12 protein-coding genes and 5 tRNA genes are annotated in these 17674 nt (G+C 70.7%); 5 read left to right on the top strand and 12 right to left on the bottom strand.

All coding sequences use genetic code 11. From position 1 onward, the window contains the following. Window positions 1-131: 131 nt before the first annotated feature. The 10 genes from ACICHK_RS19440 to ACICHK_RS19395 form a co-directional block, all read right to left on the bottom strand. On the bottom strand, window positions 132-323 hold the full coding sequence (locus ACICHK_RS19440; protein WP_406837911.1) for a DUF6274 family protein: 192 nt from the start codon (window positions 321-323) through the stop codon (window positions 132-134). 264 nt (window positions 324-587) lie between these two features. After that, window positions 588-662, bottom strand: a tRNA-Asp gene (locus tag ACICHK_RS19435). A 95-nt stretch (window positions 663-757) separates the two neighbouring features. Then, a complete protein-coding gene (gene hrpA, locus ACICHK_RS19430) occupies window positions 758-4735 on the bottom strand; it encodes an ATP-dependent RNA helicase HrpA (protein WP_406837910.1) in 3978 nt (1325 codons plus the stop codon). A gap of 86 nt (window positions 4736-4821) precedes the next feature. After that, window positions 4822-5199, bottom strand: a complete 378-nt coding sequence (locus tag ACICHK_RS19425; RefSeq protein WP_406837909.1) for a hypothetical protein — start codon at window positions 5197-5199, stop codon at window positions 4822-4824. Window positions 5200-5372: 173 nt separating this feature from the next. Beyond that, a complete protein-coding gene (locus tag ACICHK_RS19420) occupies window positions 5373-6977 on the bottom strand; it encodes a hypothetical protein (RefSeq protein WP_406837908.1) in 1605 nt (534 codons plus the stop codon). 94 nt (window positions 6978-7071) lie between these two features. Continuing rightward, window positions 7072-7145 (bottom strand) — tRNA-Phe (locus ACICHK_RS19415). 24 nt (window positions 7146-7169) lie between these two features. Continuing rightward, window positions 7170-7244 (bottom strand) — tRNA-Asp (locus ACICHK_RS19410). Window positions 7245-7293: 49 nt separating this feature from the next. After that, window positions 7294-7366: transfer RNA gene (locus ACICHK_RS19405), tRNA-Glu, on the bottom strand. A gap of 80 nt (window positions 7367-7446) precedes the next feature. Further along, the gene (locus tag ACICHK_RS19400) at window positions 7447-9048 is read right to left on the bottom strand and encodes a metallophosphoesterase (protein ID WP_406837907.1); all 1602 of its coding nucleotides are present in this window, start codon (window positions 9046-9048) and stop codon (window positions 7447-7449) included. Window positions 9049-9195: 147 nt separating this feature from the next. Then, complete coding sequence (locus ACICHK_RS19395; RefSeq protein ID WP_406837906.1) at window positions 9196-9546, bottom strand: metallopeptidase family protein; 351 nt, start codon at window positions 9544-9546, stop codon at window positions 9196-9198. A gap of 163 nt (window positions 9547-9709) precedes the next feature. Here ACICHK_RS19395 and ACICHK_RS19390 point away from each other — a divergent pair, with 163 nt between their 5' ends. The 5 genes from ACICHK_RS19390 to ACICHK_RS19370 all read left to right on the top strand — a co-directional run bounded on the left by ACICHK_RS19390 (window position 9710) and on the right by ACICHK_RS19370 (window position 16292). Continuing rightward, on the top strand, window positions 9710-10957 hold the full coding sequence (locus ACICHK_RS19390; protein WP_406837905.1) for a serine hydrolase domain-containing protein: 1248 nt from the start codon (window positions 9710-9712) through the stop codon (window positions 10955-10957). Window positions 10958-11150: 193 nt separating this feature from the next. Beyond that, the gene (locus ACICHK_RS19385) at window positions 11151-11672 is read left to right on the top strand and encodes a hypothetical protein (RefSeq protein WP_406837904.1); all 522 of its coding nucleotides are present in this window, start codon (window positions 11151-11153) and stop codon (window positions 11670-11672) included. A gap of 472 nt (window positions 11673-12144) precedes the next feature. Continuing rightward, window positions 12145-14307 (top strand): DEAD/DEAH box helicase, encoded by a 2163-nt coding sequence (locus ACICHK_RS19380; RefSeq protein ID WP_406837903.1) that lies wholly within the window; start codon window positions 12145-12147, stop codon window positions 14305-14307. A gap of 255 nt (window positions 14308-14562) precedes the next feature. After that, window positions 14563-16098: an amino acid permease gene (locus tag ACICHK_RS19375; protein ID WP_406837902.1), complete on the top strand. Its 1536-nt coding sequence runs from the start codon at window positions 14563-14565 to the stop codon at window positions 16096-16098. Window positions 16099-16219: 121 nt separating this feature from the next. After that, window positions 16220-16292, top strand: a tRNA-Lys gene (locus ACICHK_RS19370). 59 nt (window positions 16293-16351) lie between these two features. Here the strand turns inward: ACICHK_RS19370 and ribA are convergent. Further along, the gene (gene ribA, locus ACICHK_RS19365) at window positions 16352-16996 is read right to left on the bottom strand and encodes a GTP cyclohydrolase II (RefSeq protein WP_406837901.1); all 645 of its coding nucleotides are present in this window, start codon (window positions 16994-16996) and stop codon (window positions 16352-16354) included. Between the two features lie 122 nt (window positions 16997-17118). Then, entirely contained in the window at window positions 17119-17628 is a 510-nt protein-coding gene (locus ACICHK_RS19360) for a MarR family winged helix-turn-helix transcriptional regulator (RefSeq protein WP_406837900.1), read from the bottom strand. Window positions 17629-17674: the final 46 nt, after the last annotated feature.

Below are 17674 nucleotides of genomic sequence, written 5' to 3'. Positions count from 1 at the left end.
ATGCGGTGACTCCCGTCACATGCCACAGTCCTTGTCGCTCGAGATCCTTCTGCGCTAAAGGAGTTGGGGCGTGAGAGCGTGTTCCGAGCCGGCGCGCGCACGAGGTGACGTCCGCGTGGGAGCGGTCCCGGTCACGTCGTCGGGGGCGTTTCGTCCTCCGAGGTGCCCTCGGAGTCCTGCTCGTCGTTCGGGGCGGCTTCCATGGCCAGCCGCGCGAGCTGGTGGCAGACGGGGCAGTGCCGCGTCAGGTGGCGGTACCCGGAGGCGGCCGCCAGATGGGCTCGGAGCAGAGCACGGGTCTCGTGCCGGGCGGACACCGCCATACGCACCTCCAGAGCGCCGGCAGGGCGAGGGCCCTGGATTCCGGGGTACCGGCGGAATGTGACGCCGTCAAGGGACGGGAACGCGTCGCATGGGCGCCCCGGAGACCCCGCGGCCGTACGGCGGACCCGCTGCGCGCGCGAACGGGTGACCGCGGGCCCGGGGCGGGCGTACTCACGGAGGACGGGCCGGGGAGTGGTCCAGGGAGCGGGCCGGGGCAGGCATACGAAAAGGCCCGGAGCTTTCGCTCCGGGCCTTCCTTCGTGCGGTCCTGACGGGATTTGAACCCGCGGCCTCCACCTTGACAGGGTGGCGAGCACTCCAAACTGCTCCACAGGACCAGGTTTCGCAGCGACTTGTTCTTGCGCCGTGCTGCGAAACAGACTGTACATGAGGTCGGACCCCCGGGTCGAACTCACCACCCGTGCGGACGCCGTTACGGGACCGCGGCGTCGATCGCCTTCACGATCCGCTTGTCGGAGACCGGGTACGCCGTGCCGAGCGCGTGGGCGAAATAGCTGACCCGCAGCTCCTCGATCATCCAGCGGATGTCCAGGACCGCTGAGGGCACCGGCCGGCCCTGCGGCAGCTGCTCCAGGAGCCAGGCGTACTCGTCCTGCATCTCGTGGACCTTCTCCATGCGGCTGGTGTCCCGCTGGGCACCGGTCGGCATCTGCTGGAGACGGCGGTCCGCGGCGACCAGATAGCGCATCAGGTCCGGCAGCCGCCGCAGTCCCGTCGCCGTCACGAAACCGGGCTTCACGAGGGCGTCCAGCTGCTTCCGTACGTCCGCCAGGTTCGCGAGCAGCGTCGGGCTCCTGAGGTCCTTCAGGCGGCGCTCACAGGCCTGCCAGGCGGCGAGCACCTGCTGCACCTGCCCGACCGTGCGCACGGTCGTGTCGACGATCTCGGCGCGCACCTTGTCGTACAGCTTCCGGTAGGACTCCTCGTCCCACGCCGGGCCGCCGAAGTCCGCGATGAGCTTGTCCGCCGCGGCCATCGCGCAGTCGTCGAAGAGCGCCTGCACCGAGCCGTGCGGGTTCGCCGACAGCGCGAGCTTCTGGGCGTTGGTGAGCTTGTCCGAGGCGAACTTGCCCGGGTTCACCGGGATGTTCCGCAGGATCAGCCGGCGGGTGCCCTTCCACATGGCCTCGGCCTGCTCGGCCTCGGTGTCGAAGAGCCGCACGGAGACGGTGTTCGCCGCCGGCCCGTCGTCGACCAGCGCCGGGTACGCCTTCACCGGCTGGCCGGCCCGGCGCGTCTCGAAGACCCGCTTGAGCGAGCCGACCGTCCAGTCCGTCAGCCCGGAGCGTTCCAGGGACTCGCCGCCCTCGCGCTCCGCCGTCGCCGCGGCGGCCTGCGAGATCGCCCGGCGCGCCTTCGGCTTCAGCCGGAGCTTGAGGGACTCCAGGTCCTTGTCCTCGGCGAGCTTGCGGCGCCGCTCGTCGACGATCCGGAAGGTGACCTTCAGGTGGTCCGGGAGCCGTGACCAGTCGAAGTCGTCGGCCGTCAGCGGCACGCCGACCATGCGCTTGAGCTCGCGCGCCATGGTCAGCGTCAGCGGCTCCTGCAGCGGTACGGCCCGCTCCAGGAACTTCTGGGCGAAGTTCGGGGCGGGGACGTAGTTGCGCCGGATCGGCTTCGGCAGCGAACGGATCAGCTCCGTCACCACCTCCTCCCGCAGCCCCGGGATCTGCCAGTCGAAGCCGTCGTCCGTGACCTGGTTCAGCACCTGGAGCGGGATGTGGACGGTCACGCCGTCCGCGTCCGCGCCCGGCTCGAACTGGTAGGTCACCCGGAACTTCAGCCGCCCCTGGAGCCAGGAGTCGGGATAGTCGTCCTTGGTGACCGCCCCGGCCCGCTCGTTGATGAGCATCGAGCGCTCGAAGTCGAGGAGTTCGGGCTCCTCGTGCCGCTTGCGCTTCCACCAGGAGTCGAAGTGCGCCCCGGACACGACGTGTTCGGGCACCCGCTGGTCGTAGAAGTCGTACAGGGTCTCGTCGTCGACCAGGATGTCCCGGCGCCGGGCCCGGTGCTCCAGCTCCTCGACCTCGGTGAGCAGCTTGCGGTTGTCGGCGAAGAACTTGTGGTGGGTCCGCCAGTCGCCCTCGACGAGCGCGTTGCGGATGAACAGCTCGCGGCTGACCTCGGGGTCGATCCGCCCGTAGTTCACCTTCCGCTGCGCGACGATCGGCACGCCGTACAGCGTGACCTTCTCGTACGCCATCACGGCGGCCTGGTCCTTCTCCCAGTGCGGTTCGCTGTACGTCCGCTTGAGGAGGTGGCCGGCCAGCGGTTCCACCCACTCCGGCTCGACGCGGGCGTTGACGCGCGCCCACAGCCGCGAGGTCTCGACGAGCTCGGCGGACATCACGAAACGCGGGGGCTTCTTGAAGAGCGCCGAGCCCGGGAAGATCGCGAACTTGGCGTTGCGCGCGCCCAGGTACTCGTTCTTCCCCGTGCTCCGCCCGCTCTCCGAGCCGGTCTCCTTCACGTCCTTCATGCCGATGTGCGAGAGCAGACCGGCGAGCAGGGACACGTGCACGCTCTGCTCGGGCGCGTCCTCCTCGTTCAGATGGATGTCCATCTGCCGGGCGACGGTGCGCAGCTGGCTGTAGATGTCCTGCCACTCGCGGATGCGCAGGAAGTTCAGGTACTCCTGCTTGCACATGCGGCGGAACGCGGACGAGCCCCGCTCCTTCTGCTGCTCGCGGATGTAGCGCCACAGGTTGAGGAAGGCGAGGAAGTCGGAGGTCTCGTCCTTGAAGCGGGCGTGCTGCTGGTCCGCCTGCGCCTGCTTCTCGGACGGCCGCTCACGCGGGTCCTGGATGGAGAGCGCGGCCGCGATCACCATGACCTCGCGCGCGCAGCCGTTCTTGTCGGCCTCCAGGACCATCCGGGCGAGCCGGGGGTCCACGGGCAGCTGGGCGAGCTTGCGGCCGGTCGGCGTGAGCCGCTTGCGGACGTCCTTCTCCGTCGGGTCCAGCGCGTTCAGCTCCTGGAGGAGCTGGACGCCGTCGCGGATGTTGCGGTGGTCCGGCGGGTCGATGAACGGGAACTTCTCGATGTCGCCGAGGCCGGCCGCGGTCATCTGCAGGATGACGGAGGCCAGGTTCGTGCGCAGGATCTCGGCGTCGGTGAACTCCGGCCGGGCGAGGAAGTCGTCCTCGGAGTACAGCCGGACGCAGATGCCGTCGGATGTACGGCCGCAGCGGCCCTTGCGCTGGTTGGCGCTGGCCTGGGAGACGGGCTCGATGGGCAGCCGCTGCACCTTCGTGCGGTGGCTGTAGCGGGAGATGCGCGCGGTGCCCGGGTCGATCACGTACTTGATGCCCGGAACGGTCAGGGAGGTCTCGGCGACGTTGGTCGCCAGCACGATCCTGCGGCCGGTGTGCGGCTGGAAGACGCGGTGCTGCTCGGCGTGCGAGAGCCGGGCGTACAGCGGCAGGACCTCGGTGGAGCGGTAGTTCTTCTTGTTCAGCGCGTCGGCCGTGTCGCGGATCTCGCGCTCGCCGGAGAGGAAGACGAGGATGTCGCCCTTGCCCTCGGCCTGGAGCTCCTCGACGGCGTCGCAGATCGCGGTGATCTGGTCGCGGTCCGCGTCCTCGGAGTCCTCCTCCAGGAGCGGGCGGTAGCGCACCTCCACCGGATACGTCCGCCCGCTGACCTCGACGATCGGGGCGTCGCCGAAGTGCCGGGAGAAACGCTCCGGGTCGATGGTCGCGGAGGTGATCACGACCTTGAGGTCGGGACGCTTGGGCAGCAGCTGGGCGAGGTAGCCGAGCAGGAAGTCGATGTTGAGGGACCGCTCGTGGGCCTCGTCGATGATGATCGTGTCGTACGCGCGCAGCTCGCGGTCCGTCTGGATCTCGGCGAGCAGGATGCCGTCCGTCATGAGCTTGACGAAGGTGGCGTCCGGGTTCACCTGGTCGGTGAAGCGGACCTTCCAGCCGACGGCCTCGCCGAGCGGGGTGTCCAGCTCCTCCGCGACCCGCTCCGCGACCGTGCGGGCGGCGATGCGGCGGGGCTGGGTGTGCCCGATCATGCCGCGTACGCCGCGGCCCAGTTCCATGCAGATCTTCGGGATCTGGGTGGTCTTGCCGGAGCCGGTCTCACCGGCGACGATCACGACCTGGTGATCGCGGATGGCCTCCGCGATCACGTCCTTCTTCTGGCTGACCGGAAGCTGCTCGGGATACGTGATCGCGGGCACACGGGCGCGGCGCTCGGCCGTCCGGGCCTCGCCCTTGGCCACCTCCGCCTCGATCTCGGCGAACACGGCGGAGCGGGCCTCGGGCTTGCGGATCTTGCGCGCGCCTTCGAGCCTGCGCCCGAGCCGGTGCGCGTCGCGCAGGGACAGCTCGGCCAGGCGGGCGGCGAGATCGCCGAGGGCGGGGGCGGGGTGCGTAGACATACGCGATCCAGGATCTCATCCCGGGGAAATCCGTGGCGAACCCTTTTGCCGCCGCCGCCGCTCCGCTGCCGCCGCCGCGGGCGCGGTCAGGGAGCGCGCTGCGCGGGCGGCGCGGGCGCCTCGGCCGCGGGGCCGGCGGGCGCGGGGGTTCCGGCGTCGGGCGCGGGGGTTCCGGCGGCGGTGTGTCCGGGCTCGTGCCGGGGCGCCGATCCCAGGGCGATGGACCGGGCGGTGTTGGAGATGGCCTTGATGCCCAGATAGGCGGTGGTCATGCTGCTCACCGCGGTGAACGCGGCGGTGAGCACACCGACGATCACGGCCTTGTCGCCGTCGAGCCGCCAGACACCGAAGATCGCGACGCCGGCGATGGCGAGATTGCTCATGACGACCGCGATCAGTCCGTACCGCGCGCGGTCCTTCTCCAGCTCGGTGTCACGCACGGCTCCGGTCTCGTCCCGGCTCATGTTCATCCCCCCGAAGGAACCCGATCGATCAGCCGGAGAAGCTAGCGCCGACCGGACGCGGTGCCAAGCGGACCGTCCCTTACCGGCCACACCCGTCCCGGTGCGCGAAGGAGGGGCGGACCCGTCCGGGGCCGCCCCTCCTCCAGGACCTCTCCTGGCCGTCCGCGCGGGTGTCACCGCACGTCGACGTAGTCCTCCGCGCCCTCACCCACGAAGTGCTTGCTGTCGGGGTACAGGAAGACGGGCACCCAGGTGCCGTCCTGCTGGGCCCTGAATCCCTTGCTGAAGGATCCGTTCGACTTCGTGGTGACGGTGGACATCAGGTACCAGGTCTTCTTGCCCTTGGGCCGGAAGAGGATCTGCACCTTCCTGGCGCCGTACGCCTTCCAGGTGGCGCTGCCGGCCGCGCGCTCCTGGAGCACGCCCTTCACGGTGATCGTCCGGCCCTTGGTGACGGGCTCGGGGGACGCGTTGGCGTCCTTGATCCGGGTCAGGGCGCGGTACCTGCGCAGGCTCGTGCTGACGCCGCCCTTGATGTCCTTCGTGGTGGAGCCGGCGTAGTGCAGCCGCCAGTAGCCGTCCGCGTAGCCCGGCAGGTTCTCGACGATGAACTGCGAGCCGTTGCTGGTCTGCACCGTCTTCCTGGTGCTCCAGCCGGTCCTGCCGTTCGGCGAGTACTGGATGTCGACGGCGATCCGGTCGTCGCCCTCCCGGCCGACCAGGTCGACGATGCCGGTCACGTCCATCCGCGCGTACTCGTCCTGGCGCGCCGTGAACTCGCGGAACTTCGGCGTCGCGGTGGCCGCGACGGTGACGTCGGCGGTCGCGGTGCGCTGGATGAAGGCGTTGTACGGGTAGGGCGGGAAGCCGACCTCGTAGACCTCCTTGCTGCCGTACGCGTACTCGGAGAAGGAGAAGCGGCCGTCGGCGTCGGTGGTCGAGTCGGAGGGATTGCAGGTGGTGCAGTTCTTGTAGTCCATCTGCAGCGGGATGCCGGACAGCGGCTTCCACCCGTCGCCGCTCCGGTACTGGAGCGTGCCGGTGACGGTGAACCTGTCGTTCGCGGTGACGTGGAAGCTGCTCTTGTCGAGGACGAACCGGGTCGGTGCGGCCTTCGGGCTCACCGTGATCCAGGAACTGCCGGCGTAGCCCAGGTCGCCCCGGTACTCGGCGAAGGTCCAGCCGCCGTCCGTCGTCTCGTGGGAGACGGAGAAGTGGCCGGCGCCGTCCGTCACGGCGGTCGCCTTGTCGTTCCCGTCGAACGTGAGGTCCACGGTGGCGCCGGGCAGCGGCACCGTCTCGCGGGTGCTGGTGTCGCGGACGACCATGTCGCCGGTGGCCGTGACGGTCCTGTGCTCGATGTCGGGCTGCGTCGGGGTGACGGAGTAACCGGTGAACACGGGCTGCTTCTCGTAGTGCAGCGTGCCCGCGTCCTGCCGGACGGTGGTCCCGCCCGAGGAGTCCGTGGCCTCGATGTCGACCGTGTAGTCGCCCAGGGTGTCCAGGTGGATGGGCCCCGACGCCCAGGTGCCGTCCCACGAGCTGGTGAAGTACTTGTACGTGAAGTCGGTGATCGTGGCCACGGGCGCGGTGGACGCGTCGCTGCCGGCCGGGCGGAGCCTGGCCGTGATCCGGTCGATCGAGCCGCTGTAGTTCAGCCGGACGTCGAGCACCGACCAGTCGGCCTGGTCGCTGTGGGCGTCCGTGACGTTCGGCCCCGCGGCGTGGGCCGTGCCGGGTATCGCGAAGGTGCCGACGAGGACGGCGCCGGTTGTCACCAGTCCTCTGGCGATGTGCCTCAAGTAACCCCCCTAAGGTCCCATGAACGACGAGAACCCCCTCCAGTTGACCCGGAGGGGGTTCTCGTTCTTGTGGCTGGGGCCGGGGTCGAACCGGCGACCTATCGCTTTTCAGGCGATCGCTCGTACCAACTGAGCTACCCAGCCACGAGGCTTCCGGAGAAACCTCAGCGGTCCTGACGGGATTTGAACCCGCGGCCTCCACCTTGACAGGGTGGCGAGCACTCCAAACTGCTCCACAGGACCAAGCTGTTGTGTGCGAACCAGCGAAGCAAGTGTCGCACACGGTGTTGCGTGCCCCCAACGGGATTCGAACCCGTGCTACCGCCTTGAAAGGGCGGCGTCCTAGGCCGCTAGACGATGAGGGCTATCGGCCCGCCTGCGCGCTTTCCAGCGCGTCGGGGACGTGAGAAGCATATGGGATGGCGAGAGGTATCGCCAAAACGGTTTACGGGGAGGTCCTGGAGGGGGTCCCCGAGGGGCTCGGGGACGGGGCCGGCGAAGGGGTCGCGCCGGGCTGGTTCTCCTCCGCCAGATGGCGGCTGACCTCGGCCGTCGTGAGGCCCAGACCGCCCAGCCGGATCTCGTCCCAGGCCTGGAGCCGACGGGTGCTGCGGTCCAGGTAGAGGACCGAGGCCTCGATCGGGGCGGGGTACTGGCGCTCGACGGCCCGCAGCCCGCTCCCGCCCGTCGAACCCTCGGTGCGCAGCCGGGTGCCGTACTTCATGATCTCCATCCCCTCGTGGTGCAGATGGCCGGCGAGCACCAGGGGCACCGCGCCGTCCGTCCCGCGGGCGGCGAGCGGCTCGTGGGCGACGGCGATGTCGACCGGGGTGCCCGCCGCGCGCTGGTCGCGCAGGGCCGAGGCCAGCCGGGCGCCCGCGAGGTCCTCCGCCGCGTCGCCGCCCGGTACGGCCGAGCGGTCCGGGGTGAACTGCGGGTCGCCGATGCCGGCGAAGCGCAGGCCCGCGACCGTGACCGCCCGGCCGTCGTCGAGGACGTGCACGTTCCTCAGCCGCTCCAGGTAGCGCTGCGTCTCCCCGGAGTCGTGGTTCCCGCGCACCCAGACGTAAGGGGCGCCCAGATCCGGGATCGGGTCCAGGAAGCCGTTCTCGGCCGCCGAGCCGTGGTCCATCGTGTCCCCGGAATCGACGATCACGTCGACCGCGTACTGCTTCACGAGCGAGGCGACGATCTTCCAGCTCGCCGGGTTCAGATGGATGTCGGAGACGTGCAGCACCCGGATCGTGGTCGGGTCGGGCTCGTAGGCGGGGAGGGTGGACGTGGCGTCGTACAGCTTCGTCACGTTCGTCACCAGGCGCGCCAGCTCCTTCTGGTAGACGTCGAACTCGCTGACGATGCTGCGGGCGTTCCCCACCAGGGAGGGCGCGGAGGCGAGGAGCCCGGAGTACTTCGGCTCCAGGACCGACTCGGGGTTCCAGGTGGCGAAGGCGGTCGCGCCCGAGCCGGCCAGCAGGCAGAGGGCGAGGCCGCCCGAGGCGAGGGCGCGGCGCGGGCGGCGGTAGACCGCGAGGCCGAGGGCGGTGGCGCCGGCGACCACGGCTATGCAGGAGCGGACGGCCAGGTCGAGGGTGCCGTGCTCGACGTCCCGCACGATCTCGTCCTGGAGCCCGGCGAGGCGTTCCGGGTGCTCGACGAGGGCCTGGGAGCGCTCCGGGTCGAGCCGGTCCACGTCCACGTCCAGCCGCAGCGGGGCCTCGTGGCTGCGCAGTTCCAGCGCGCCGAGGGGGGAGATGTTGATCTTCGTGCCGCCGGTGAGGGAGGGGCGCAGGGTCATGGTGGTGTTCATGGGGCCGACCGGGACGCGGACGTTCCCCACGACCAGCAGTCCCAGCCAGGCTCCGAGCAGCACCACGCACAGCAGCCCGAGGGCGCGGACCCAGGGGTTCTGCCGGGCGGCGAGTTCGGGCACCGGGCTCTTGCCGCGGTCGCGGCCGGGGCGGCGGCGGGTGAGCGCGCGCAGCGCCCGCCGGGTGCGGTCGGCCGTACGGCGGACGGTGGCGGTTGCGGCAGCGGGGACGCGGGCCATTCGTGCCGTCTGCCCATGGAATGGGACGGATATGCGGGGTTCCGTCACCCTTGCGGGAGGGACGCCCGGCAGGTCCCCCGTCGTGCCGGGCCGGGGAGGCGGGGGGAGAGGGGGCCGCGTCCGGCGGCGGATCCGCCGCCGGACCGGTCAGCCCCAGCCCAGTTCGTGCAGCCGGTCGTCGTCGATGCCGAAGTGGTGGGCGATCTCGTGGATCACGGTCACGGCGACCTCGTGGACCACCTCGTCCGTGGTCTCGAACCTGCGCAGGGTGGGGCCCATGTAGATCGAGATGCGGTCGGGGAGCACCCCGGCGTACCACTCGCCGCGGTCGGTGAGCGGGGTGCCCTCGTAGAGGCCCAGCAGGTCGGGGTCGTCCGCCGGGGGCTCGTCCTCGACGAACACGGCGACGTTGTCCATGACCCGGGTCAGCTCGGGCGGGATCCGGTCCAGCGCCCGGCTCACGAGTTCTTCGAAGGTTTCGCGCGTCATCTCCAGCACCACGCCATTGTCGGTGACGATCCGCGGGTGGCGGGGTGCGACGGAGGTCCGGAGGGGCCGGAATCCGGCGGGGGGACCGAACCCCTGCCCCACATGGGGCATCTCGTACCATTTTCGGAGTGTTCTGTCGAATGGGCCTCGGCCGTCCGGTGATAGTGCGGGCATGACACGCATCCCCTCCCCGGCCCGTTCCGGTGCGCGCGCCCGCGCCCGCAAGGTCTTCCTCTGCGCCGCGCTCCTCGCTCTCGCGGTCCAGGCCGCCGTTGCGCCGGCGTCCGCCCAAGGGGCAGGGCACCGGTACGGAAGCGACTGTGTGCGGACCGCGAGGCCGCTCGGCGACGAGGCCCGCGAGGTCCTCGCCATCACCAGGAAGGCCAAGGCCGACCTCCACCTGAACTCGGTGGAGCTGAAGGTCACCCGCGGCGGGAGGGAGATCCTCACCGACGCGCTCGGGGAGTCCATGACCGGTGTCCCGGCCGAGCCGGACATGCACTTCCGTGCCGGTTCCGTGGCCTTCTCCTACGTCGGCACGACCCTGCTGCAGCTGGTCCAGGAGGGCAGGGTCGGCCTGGACGACACCGTGGAGCGCTGGCTGCCGACCCTGCCCATGGCGAACCGGATCACCCTGCGGATGCTGGCCAGCAACACCACCGGGCTGCACGACTACGTCACCGACCCGGCCTTCCTGGCCGAACTGGAGGCCCACCCGTTCCGCCACTGGACCCCGCAGCAGCTGCTCGCGTACCCCTACAGCCACCCGTTCTGGTACGAGCCGGGCACCAACTGGAGCTATTCGCACGCCAATTACCTGCTGCTCATCCAGGCGCTGGAGAAGATCACCGGCACCCGGATCGACAAGCTCCTGCGGGAGCGCGTCACGGGTCCGCTGGGTCTCGACAACACCCGGAACAACTTCACCCCCGACATCCCGCGTCCGGTCCTGCACGCCTTCACGTCCGAGCGCGGCCTGTACGAGGAGTCCACCTTCTGGAACCCGTCGTGGACCACGGCGCCCGGTGCCGTGATCACCACGCACGTCTGCGACCTGGCCCGTTCGGCGGCCGGCATCGGCAGCGGCGAGCTCATCTCGCGCAGCTCCTACCGCACGCTGCTCGACCCGGGGACGGTCGGTCTCGGTCACCCGACCGCCACCTGCCCCGCCACCGTCTGCCTGGAGCAGACCGAGGCCAAGCACTTCGGGCTCGGCGTCATCGTGATCAACGGATGGGTCCTGCAGAACCCGTCGTTCTCGGGCTACGCGGCGATCCAGGCGTACCTCCCGTCCGACCGTCTCGCCATCGCGGTGAACGCCACCAAGACCAAGGACACGCCCGACGGCAACATGGCCGAGGTGGTCGCCCAGCGCATCGCGGCCGCGCTGGCCCCGGGGGCTCCGCTGGCGATCGTCTGACCCGCGGCACCCTCCCGGACCGCGCCCCGCCGCGCGGGAGGGCGGGCTCCACCGACGCCCCCGCGGCCCCTCCGGGCCCCGGGGGCGCGTGTCCTCCCGCGGGCGGCGGGAGTTGGAGAGGGGGAACTCCCGTTTCTCCCCACGCTCCCGGCTCCTTCCGGTCGGGGGACACCCCGTTCGGAGGTGGCCGCCCGTGCGCGCCTTGTACGTACCCGTCCGTCTGGTCGCGGCGGTCGTGGCCGTGGCCGCCACCGCCGGCTGCATGAGCGTCGGTGACGACGCGGGGCGGCCGGTGCCCTCGCACTCGGCGGAGAGACGGGCCGACGGGGCGCCCGACGGCGGGACCGTGGTGGGCGGCGCCGGAATCGGGTCGTACGGCGGGAAGGGCGGCAAGCACGGGAAGGGCGGCAAGCGCCCGGTGAAGCCGGGGGAGTCCTCGTCCGGCGACGCGTCGGCGTCCGCGTCCCCGGGCGCGGGGCCGTCCGTGGACGTGGCGGAGAAGGGCGGGGACCCGTCCGAGGGCTCCGCGCCGCCGGGCGACGAGCCGAGCCCCGCGGGTACGTCGGCGGAGCCGACCCCCGAGCCCCCGCCGGCCTCGCCCTCGTCGGCGCCGCCCGAGCCCGGGACGGCGGAGCCGTCGTCGTCGGCGCACGAGCAGCCGGTGACGCAGCTGATCCAGCGGGAGCCGGCCCCCGAGGCGGGCTCGCCCGTGTAGGGGGCGCCGGGGAGAGGGACGGGGGCGGAGGACGGGCCTCGGGCGTCCGGTGCCGGACGCCATGGCCGGGGGGCGGGGGCGGAACCGGCCGTCGTGGAGGGCGCGGGGCGGTCGTGAGGCCCGCCGGGCCCCGACCCGGCGGATCAGGCGGATGTGGCGGGGTTCACGGGCCCGGGGGCCGTGGATGTGGCCCGTCCAACAGCGCGACCGGCGCGGGCGAGGTAGCTTTGAGGACGCGAGCAGGTGGCCAAGAACGCACCCTCACCTGGTCGTATGAGGCTCAGTTTGCCTTCATGGGGGAAGGGTGCGTATGGTAGTAGATCGTTTGATCCCATTTGCCCGGCGCCGCCGCAGAGAGCGCCGCGTGGCGCGTACTCTCCCTTGCCGTGGCCGGACCGCATAGAGGCGGTCGTTTGCGACTTCACGGAGTTTGGGCGCGTGCCGAAGAAACTCCGGAAGGTTCGCATTTCGCATGTCTGTTTCCAGTACTGATCACGTCGTCGTGCCCGAGAACGACGAGAACGTCGACGCGGTCGAGGCTGTCGAGACCGTCGAGTCCACCCCCGAGGTCACCTTCGCCGACCTCGGTCTCCCCGAGGGCGTCGTCCGCAAGCTCGCGCAGAACGGCGTGACCACCCCCTTCCCGATCCAGGCCGCGACCATCCCGGACGCCCTGGCCGGCAAGGACATCCTCGGCCGTGGCCGCACCGGCTCCGGCAAGACCCTCTCCTTCGGTCTGCCGACCCTGGCGCAGCTCGCCGGCGGTCACACCGAGAAGAAGAAGCCGCGCGCCGTCATCCTCACGCCGACCCGTGAGCTGGCCATGCAGGTCGCCGACGCGCTGCAGCCCTACGGCGACGTCCTCGGCCTGAAGATGAAGGTCGTCTGCGGCGGTACGTCGATGGGCAACCAGATCTACGCCCTGGAGCGCGGCGTCGACATCCTCGTCGCCACCCCGGGCCGTCTGCGCGACATCATCAACCGCGGCGCCTGCTCGCTGGAGAACACCGAGATCGCGGTCCTCGACGAGGCCGACCAGATGTCGGACCTGGGCTTCCTGCCCGAGGTCACCGAGCTGCTCGACCAGATCCCGGCCGGCGGCCAGCGCATGCTGTTCTCCGCCACGATGGAGAACGAGATCTCCACGCTGGTCAAGCGCTACCTGAGCAACCCCGTCACGCACGAGGTCGACAGCGCCCAGGGCAACGTCACGACCATGTCGCACCACATCCTCATCGTGAAGCCCAAGGACAAGGCGCCGGTCACCGCCGCGATCGCCTCCCGCAAGGGCCGCACGATCATCTTCGTCCGCACCCAGCTGGGCGCCGACCGCATCGCCGAGCAGCTGCGCGAGGCCGGTGTGAAGGCCGACGCGCTGCACGGCGGCATGACCCAGGGCGCGCGGACCCGGACGCTGGCCGACTTCAAGGACGGCTACGTCAACGCGCTCGTCGCCACCGACGTCGCCGCCCGCGGCATCCACGTCGACGGCATCGACCTGGTCCTGAACGTGGACCCGGCCGGCGACCACAAGGACTACCTGCACCGCTCCGGCCGTACCGCCCGTGCGGGCCGCTCCGGAACCGTCGTGTCGCTGTCGCTCCCGCACCAGCGCCGCCAGATCTTCCGGCTGATGGAGGACGCGGGCGTCGACGCCGCGCGTCACATCATCAACTCGGGCACGGCCTTCGAGCCCGAGGTCGCCGAGATCACCGGCGCCCGGTCGATGACCGAGGTCCAGGCGCAGTCCGCGGGCGACGCCGCCCAGCAGGCCGAGCGTGAGGTCACGCAGCTCACCAAGGAGCTGGAGCGCGCGCAGCGCCGCGCCGTCGAGCTGCGCGGTGAGGCCGACCGCCTGGTCGCCCGTGCCGCGCGTGAGCGGGGCGAGGACCCGGAGGTGGCCGTCGCGGCCGCCGCCGAGGCCGCCGCCGAGCAGGCCGTCGTCGAGGCCCCGGCCGCCCCGGCCGTCGTCGAGGCGGACGAGCGTCCCGCGTACGAGCCGCGTCAGCGCCGCGACGAGCGGGGCAACTACGAGCGTCGTGACAACGACCGTGGTGGTTTCCGTCGTGACGGTGACCGTGGTGGTTTCAACCGCGACGACCGTGGCGGCCGTTCGTTCGAGCGTCGTGACAACGACCGTGGTGGCTTCCGTCGTGACGACAACCGTGGCGGCTTCAACCGCGACGACCGTGGCGGCCGTTCCTTCGAGCGTCGTGACGACAACCGTGGTGGCTTCCGTCGTGACGACAACCGTGGCGGCTTCAACCGCGACGACCGTGGCGGCCGTTCCTTCGAGCGTCGTGACGACAACCGTGGTGGCTTCCGTCGTGACGACAACCGTGGCGGCTTCAACCGCGACGACCGTGGCGGCCGTTCCTTCGAGCGCCGTGACGACAACCGTGGCGGCTTCAACCGCGACGACCGCGGTGGCCGTTCCTTCGAGCGCCGTGACGAGCGTGGCGGCCACCGGGGCAGCGACCGTCCCTTCAACCGTGACCGTCAGGGCGACCGTCCCGCCGGCGGCGGCTTCCGCTCCGGCCACGACCGCCCGACCGGCCGCCGCGACGACCACCGCGCCACGGGCGCCGGTTCGTTCCGCCGCGACGAGAAGCCGCGCTGGAAGCGCAACGGCTGACACGGTCTGACGTGAAACGTCGAGGGCCCGTACGACTTCGGTCGTACGGGCCCTTCGTGTCGCCCGGCCCCTCCGCGGCGCCGGGATCGGCCCGCTGACCTGCCGACAGGGCCACGGAAAGGGGCCGTACGCGGTGCCCGGCGCCCGGAGCGGCCGTAGACCGGGAGCGGGCGGCGGGGACGCATGGGCTTTTTCCGGCCAGTGCGGGCCCTTTCCAGCGCATGTCATGCCCCCGGCGAGGGAATCGCTGGGGGCATGACAGATGACGCCAGAGTGACTGGGCTGTCGGACGAAGAGCGGCTCGCCCAGCTCGGCTACACGCAGGTTCTCGCCCGCCGCATGTCGGCGTTCTCCAACTACGCGGTCTCCTTCACGATCATCTCGGTCCTGTCGGGCTGCCTGACGCTCTATCAGTTCGGCATGAACACGGGCGGTCCCGCCGTCATCACCTGGGGCTGGGTCGCGGTCGGGCTGATGACGCTGTTCGTCGGGCTCGCGATGGCCGAGATCTGTTCGGCCTATCCGACGTCCGCCGGGCTGTACTTCTGGGCGCACCGGCTCGCCCCGGAACGCAGCGCGGCGGCCTGGGCGTGGTTCACGGGCTGGTTCAACGTCCTCGGCCAGGTCGCGGTGACCGCCGGCATCGACTTCGGCGCGGCGCTGTTCCTCGGCGCCTACCTGAACCTCCAGTTCGACTTCGGGGTGACGCCGGGCCGCACGATCCTCCTGTTCGGCGCGATCCTGATCCTGCACGGACTCCTCAACACCTTCGGGGTGCGGATCGTCGCCCTCCTCAACAGCATCAGCGTGTGGTGGCACGTCGTCGGCGTCGCCGTCATCGTCGGCGCGCTGACCTTCGCGCCGGACCACCACCAGTCGGCGGACTTCGTGTTCACGGAGTTCGTCAACAACACCGGCTGGGGCAGCGGGGTCTACGTCGTCCTCGTCGGACTCCTCATGGCCCAGTACACGTTCACCGGGTACGACGCCTCCGCCCACATGACGGAGGAGACCCACGACGCCTCCACGGCCGGGCCGAAGGGCATCGTGCGCTCCATCTGGACCTCGTGGATCGCCGGCTTCGTCCTGCTCCTCGGCTTCACCTTCGCCATCCAGTCCTACGACGGGGAGCTGGGCTCGGCGACGGGCGCGCCCCCGGCGCAGATCCTGCTGGACGCGCTCGGCGCGACGGCCGGGAAGCTCCTGCTGCTCGTGGTGATCGGCGCCCAGCTGTTCTGCGGCATGGCGTCCGTGACCGCCAACAGCCGCATGATCTACGCCTTTTCACGCGACGGCGCGCTGCCGTTCTCCTCGGTGTGGCACACGGTGCACCCGCGCACGCGGACCCCCGTGGCGGCCGTGTGGCTGGCCGCGCTGGGCGCCCTCGTGCTCGGCCTGCCGTACCTGATCAACTACGCGGCCTACGCGGCCGTGACGTCGATCGCGGTGATCGGCCTCTACGTCGCCTACGTCATCCCGACCCTGCTGCGGGTGCGCAAGGGCGACGACTTCGAGCGCGGGCCCTGGCACCTGGGCCGCTGGTCCCGCCCCGTGGGAGTGGTCGCGGTCGTCTGGGTGGCCGTCATCACGGTCCTGTTCATGCTGCCCCAGGTCTCCCCCGTCACCTGGGAGACGTTCAACTACGCCCCGGTCGCCGTCCTCGTCGTCCTCGGTTTCGCCGCGGCCTGGTGGCTGGCCTCGGCCCGGCACTGGTTCCTCAACCCGGAGCACCAGCGCACGATCGCCCGGGAAGCCGCCCGCAAGGGTGCACCCGAACCGGTCGATCCCTGACCTTGCGGGCCTTCGGCGCGGCCGGGTCACCGATACCCGATCGGAGTCCCGGCCGCGTCCCGCTATGCTCGGGGATGCATCGGCGCGCTCCGGTGTGCCGTGCCGGTGTTTTCCGGTTCGGGGACCCTTAGCTCAATTGGCAGAGCAGTGGACTTTTAATCCATTGGTTGTGGGTTCGAGTCCCACAGGGTCTACGGAAGAGCCCCCGGTTCGGAGTGATCCGAACCGGGGGCTCGCTTCGTTCCTGGGGGTGTCAGCCCGCGGAGAGCCCCGCCCGCTCCGTGAGTTCCGGCAGCGGCAGGGTGTGCTGGGTCTGGAGGACCTTGGCGCGCAGGTAGCGGACGTTGTGGTCGGTGGTGAAGACGCCCGTCGGCACGCGGCGGGAGACCGTGAGGCCGAGTTCGCGGAGCTGCTCGGCCTTGTCCGGGTTGTTGGAGAGCAGGTCCAGGGAGTCGATGCCGAGGGCCCGGAGCATCTGGGCGGCCGCCGTGTAGTCGCGGTCGTCCTCGGGCAGGCCGAGGGCCGCGTTGGCCGCGTAGGTGTCCAGGCCCTGGTCCTGGAGGGCGTACGCGTCGAGCTTGTTGTAGAGGCCGATGCCCCGGCCCTCCTGGCGCAGGTACAGCAGGACGCCGCCGTGGTCCGCGATCCGTTCCACCGCCTCGCGCAGCTGGGGTCCGCAGTCGCAGCGGGCCGAGCCGAACACGTCGCCGGTCAGGCACTCGGAGTGCAGGCGCACCAGCGGGTTCGCGCCGATCTCGCCGAGGACGACGGCCAGGTGCTCCTCGCCGTCGTCGAGTCCGCGGAAGGTCACGAGCTCGGCGTCGACGGAGTAGCCGTCGCCGAAGCGCAGGGGTACGCGGACGCGGGTGCGCACGGTGGCGGTGGGGTGGTCGCGCATGGTGTCTCTCCGTCCGGCGGGTTCGTACGGGCTGTGCTTCAGATTTGAAGCACAGCCTCGGAACGAGACCCTACATCTGCTTAAAACTTCAAGCAACGGGGTTCACACCCTCTTCCGGCGCCTCACGAGGAGCAGGAGCGCCGCCGCCAGGGCAGATCCTCCCCGGGAGTCCCGGGGTCTCCGTTCTGGATGGCCCGGGTGATGGTCCCGCAGATCTCCTCGAGCTGCCCCACCTGCTCCGGGGTCAGATGGTCGAAGACCGCCGTCCGTACCGTCTCGACGTGCGCGGGCGCCACCCGCTCCAGGAGGGTCATGCCCTCGTCGGTGAGGACGGCCATGTGCCCGCGCCTGTCGGTGGGGCAGCCCTCGCGGCGCACCGTGCCGTCCTTCTCCAGCCGCGCCACCGCGTACGTCAGCCGGCTGCGGGTGATCTTCAGCGCCTCGGCGAGGTCGGTCATCCGCAGTCGCCGGTCCGGAGCCTCGGACAACCGGGACAGGATGGAGTAGTAAAGGTGGGGCATCCCCGCCTCCGCCTGCAGTCGGCGGTCGATGGCGTCCGCAAGAAGGGAGCTCGCGGAGATGTACGAGCGCCAGGCGCGCTGTTCGTCGGCGGAGAGCCAGCGGGTCGTCATGAGACCAGTCTAGGTATTGTTTAAAACTTGAACCACTGCGCCCGGA

Source organism: Streptomyces sp. AHU1, from assembly GCF_045343905.1.
GTDB lineage: Bacteria > Actinomycetota > Actinomycetes > Streptomycetales > Streptomycetaceae > Streptomyces > Streptomyces triticiradicis.
This window is presented reverse-complemented; position numbering and strand designations above follow the sequence as displayed.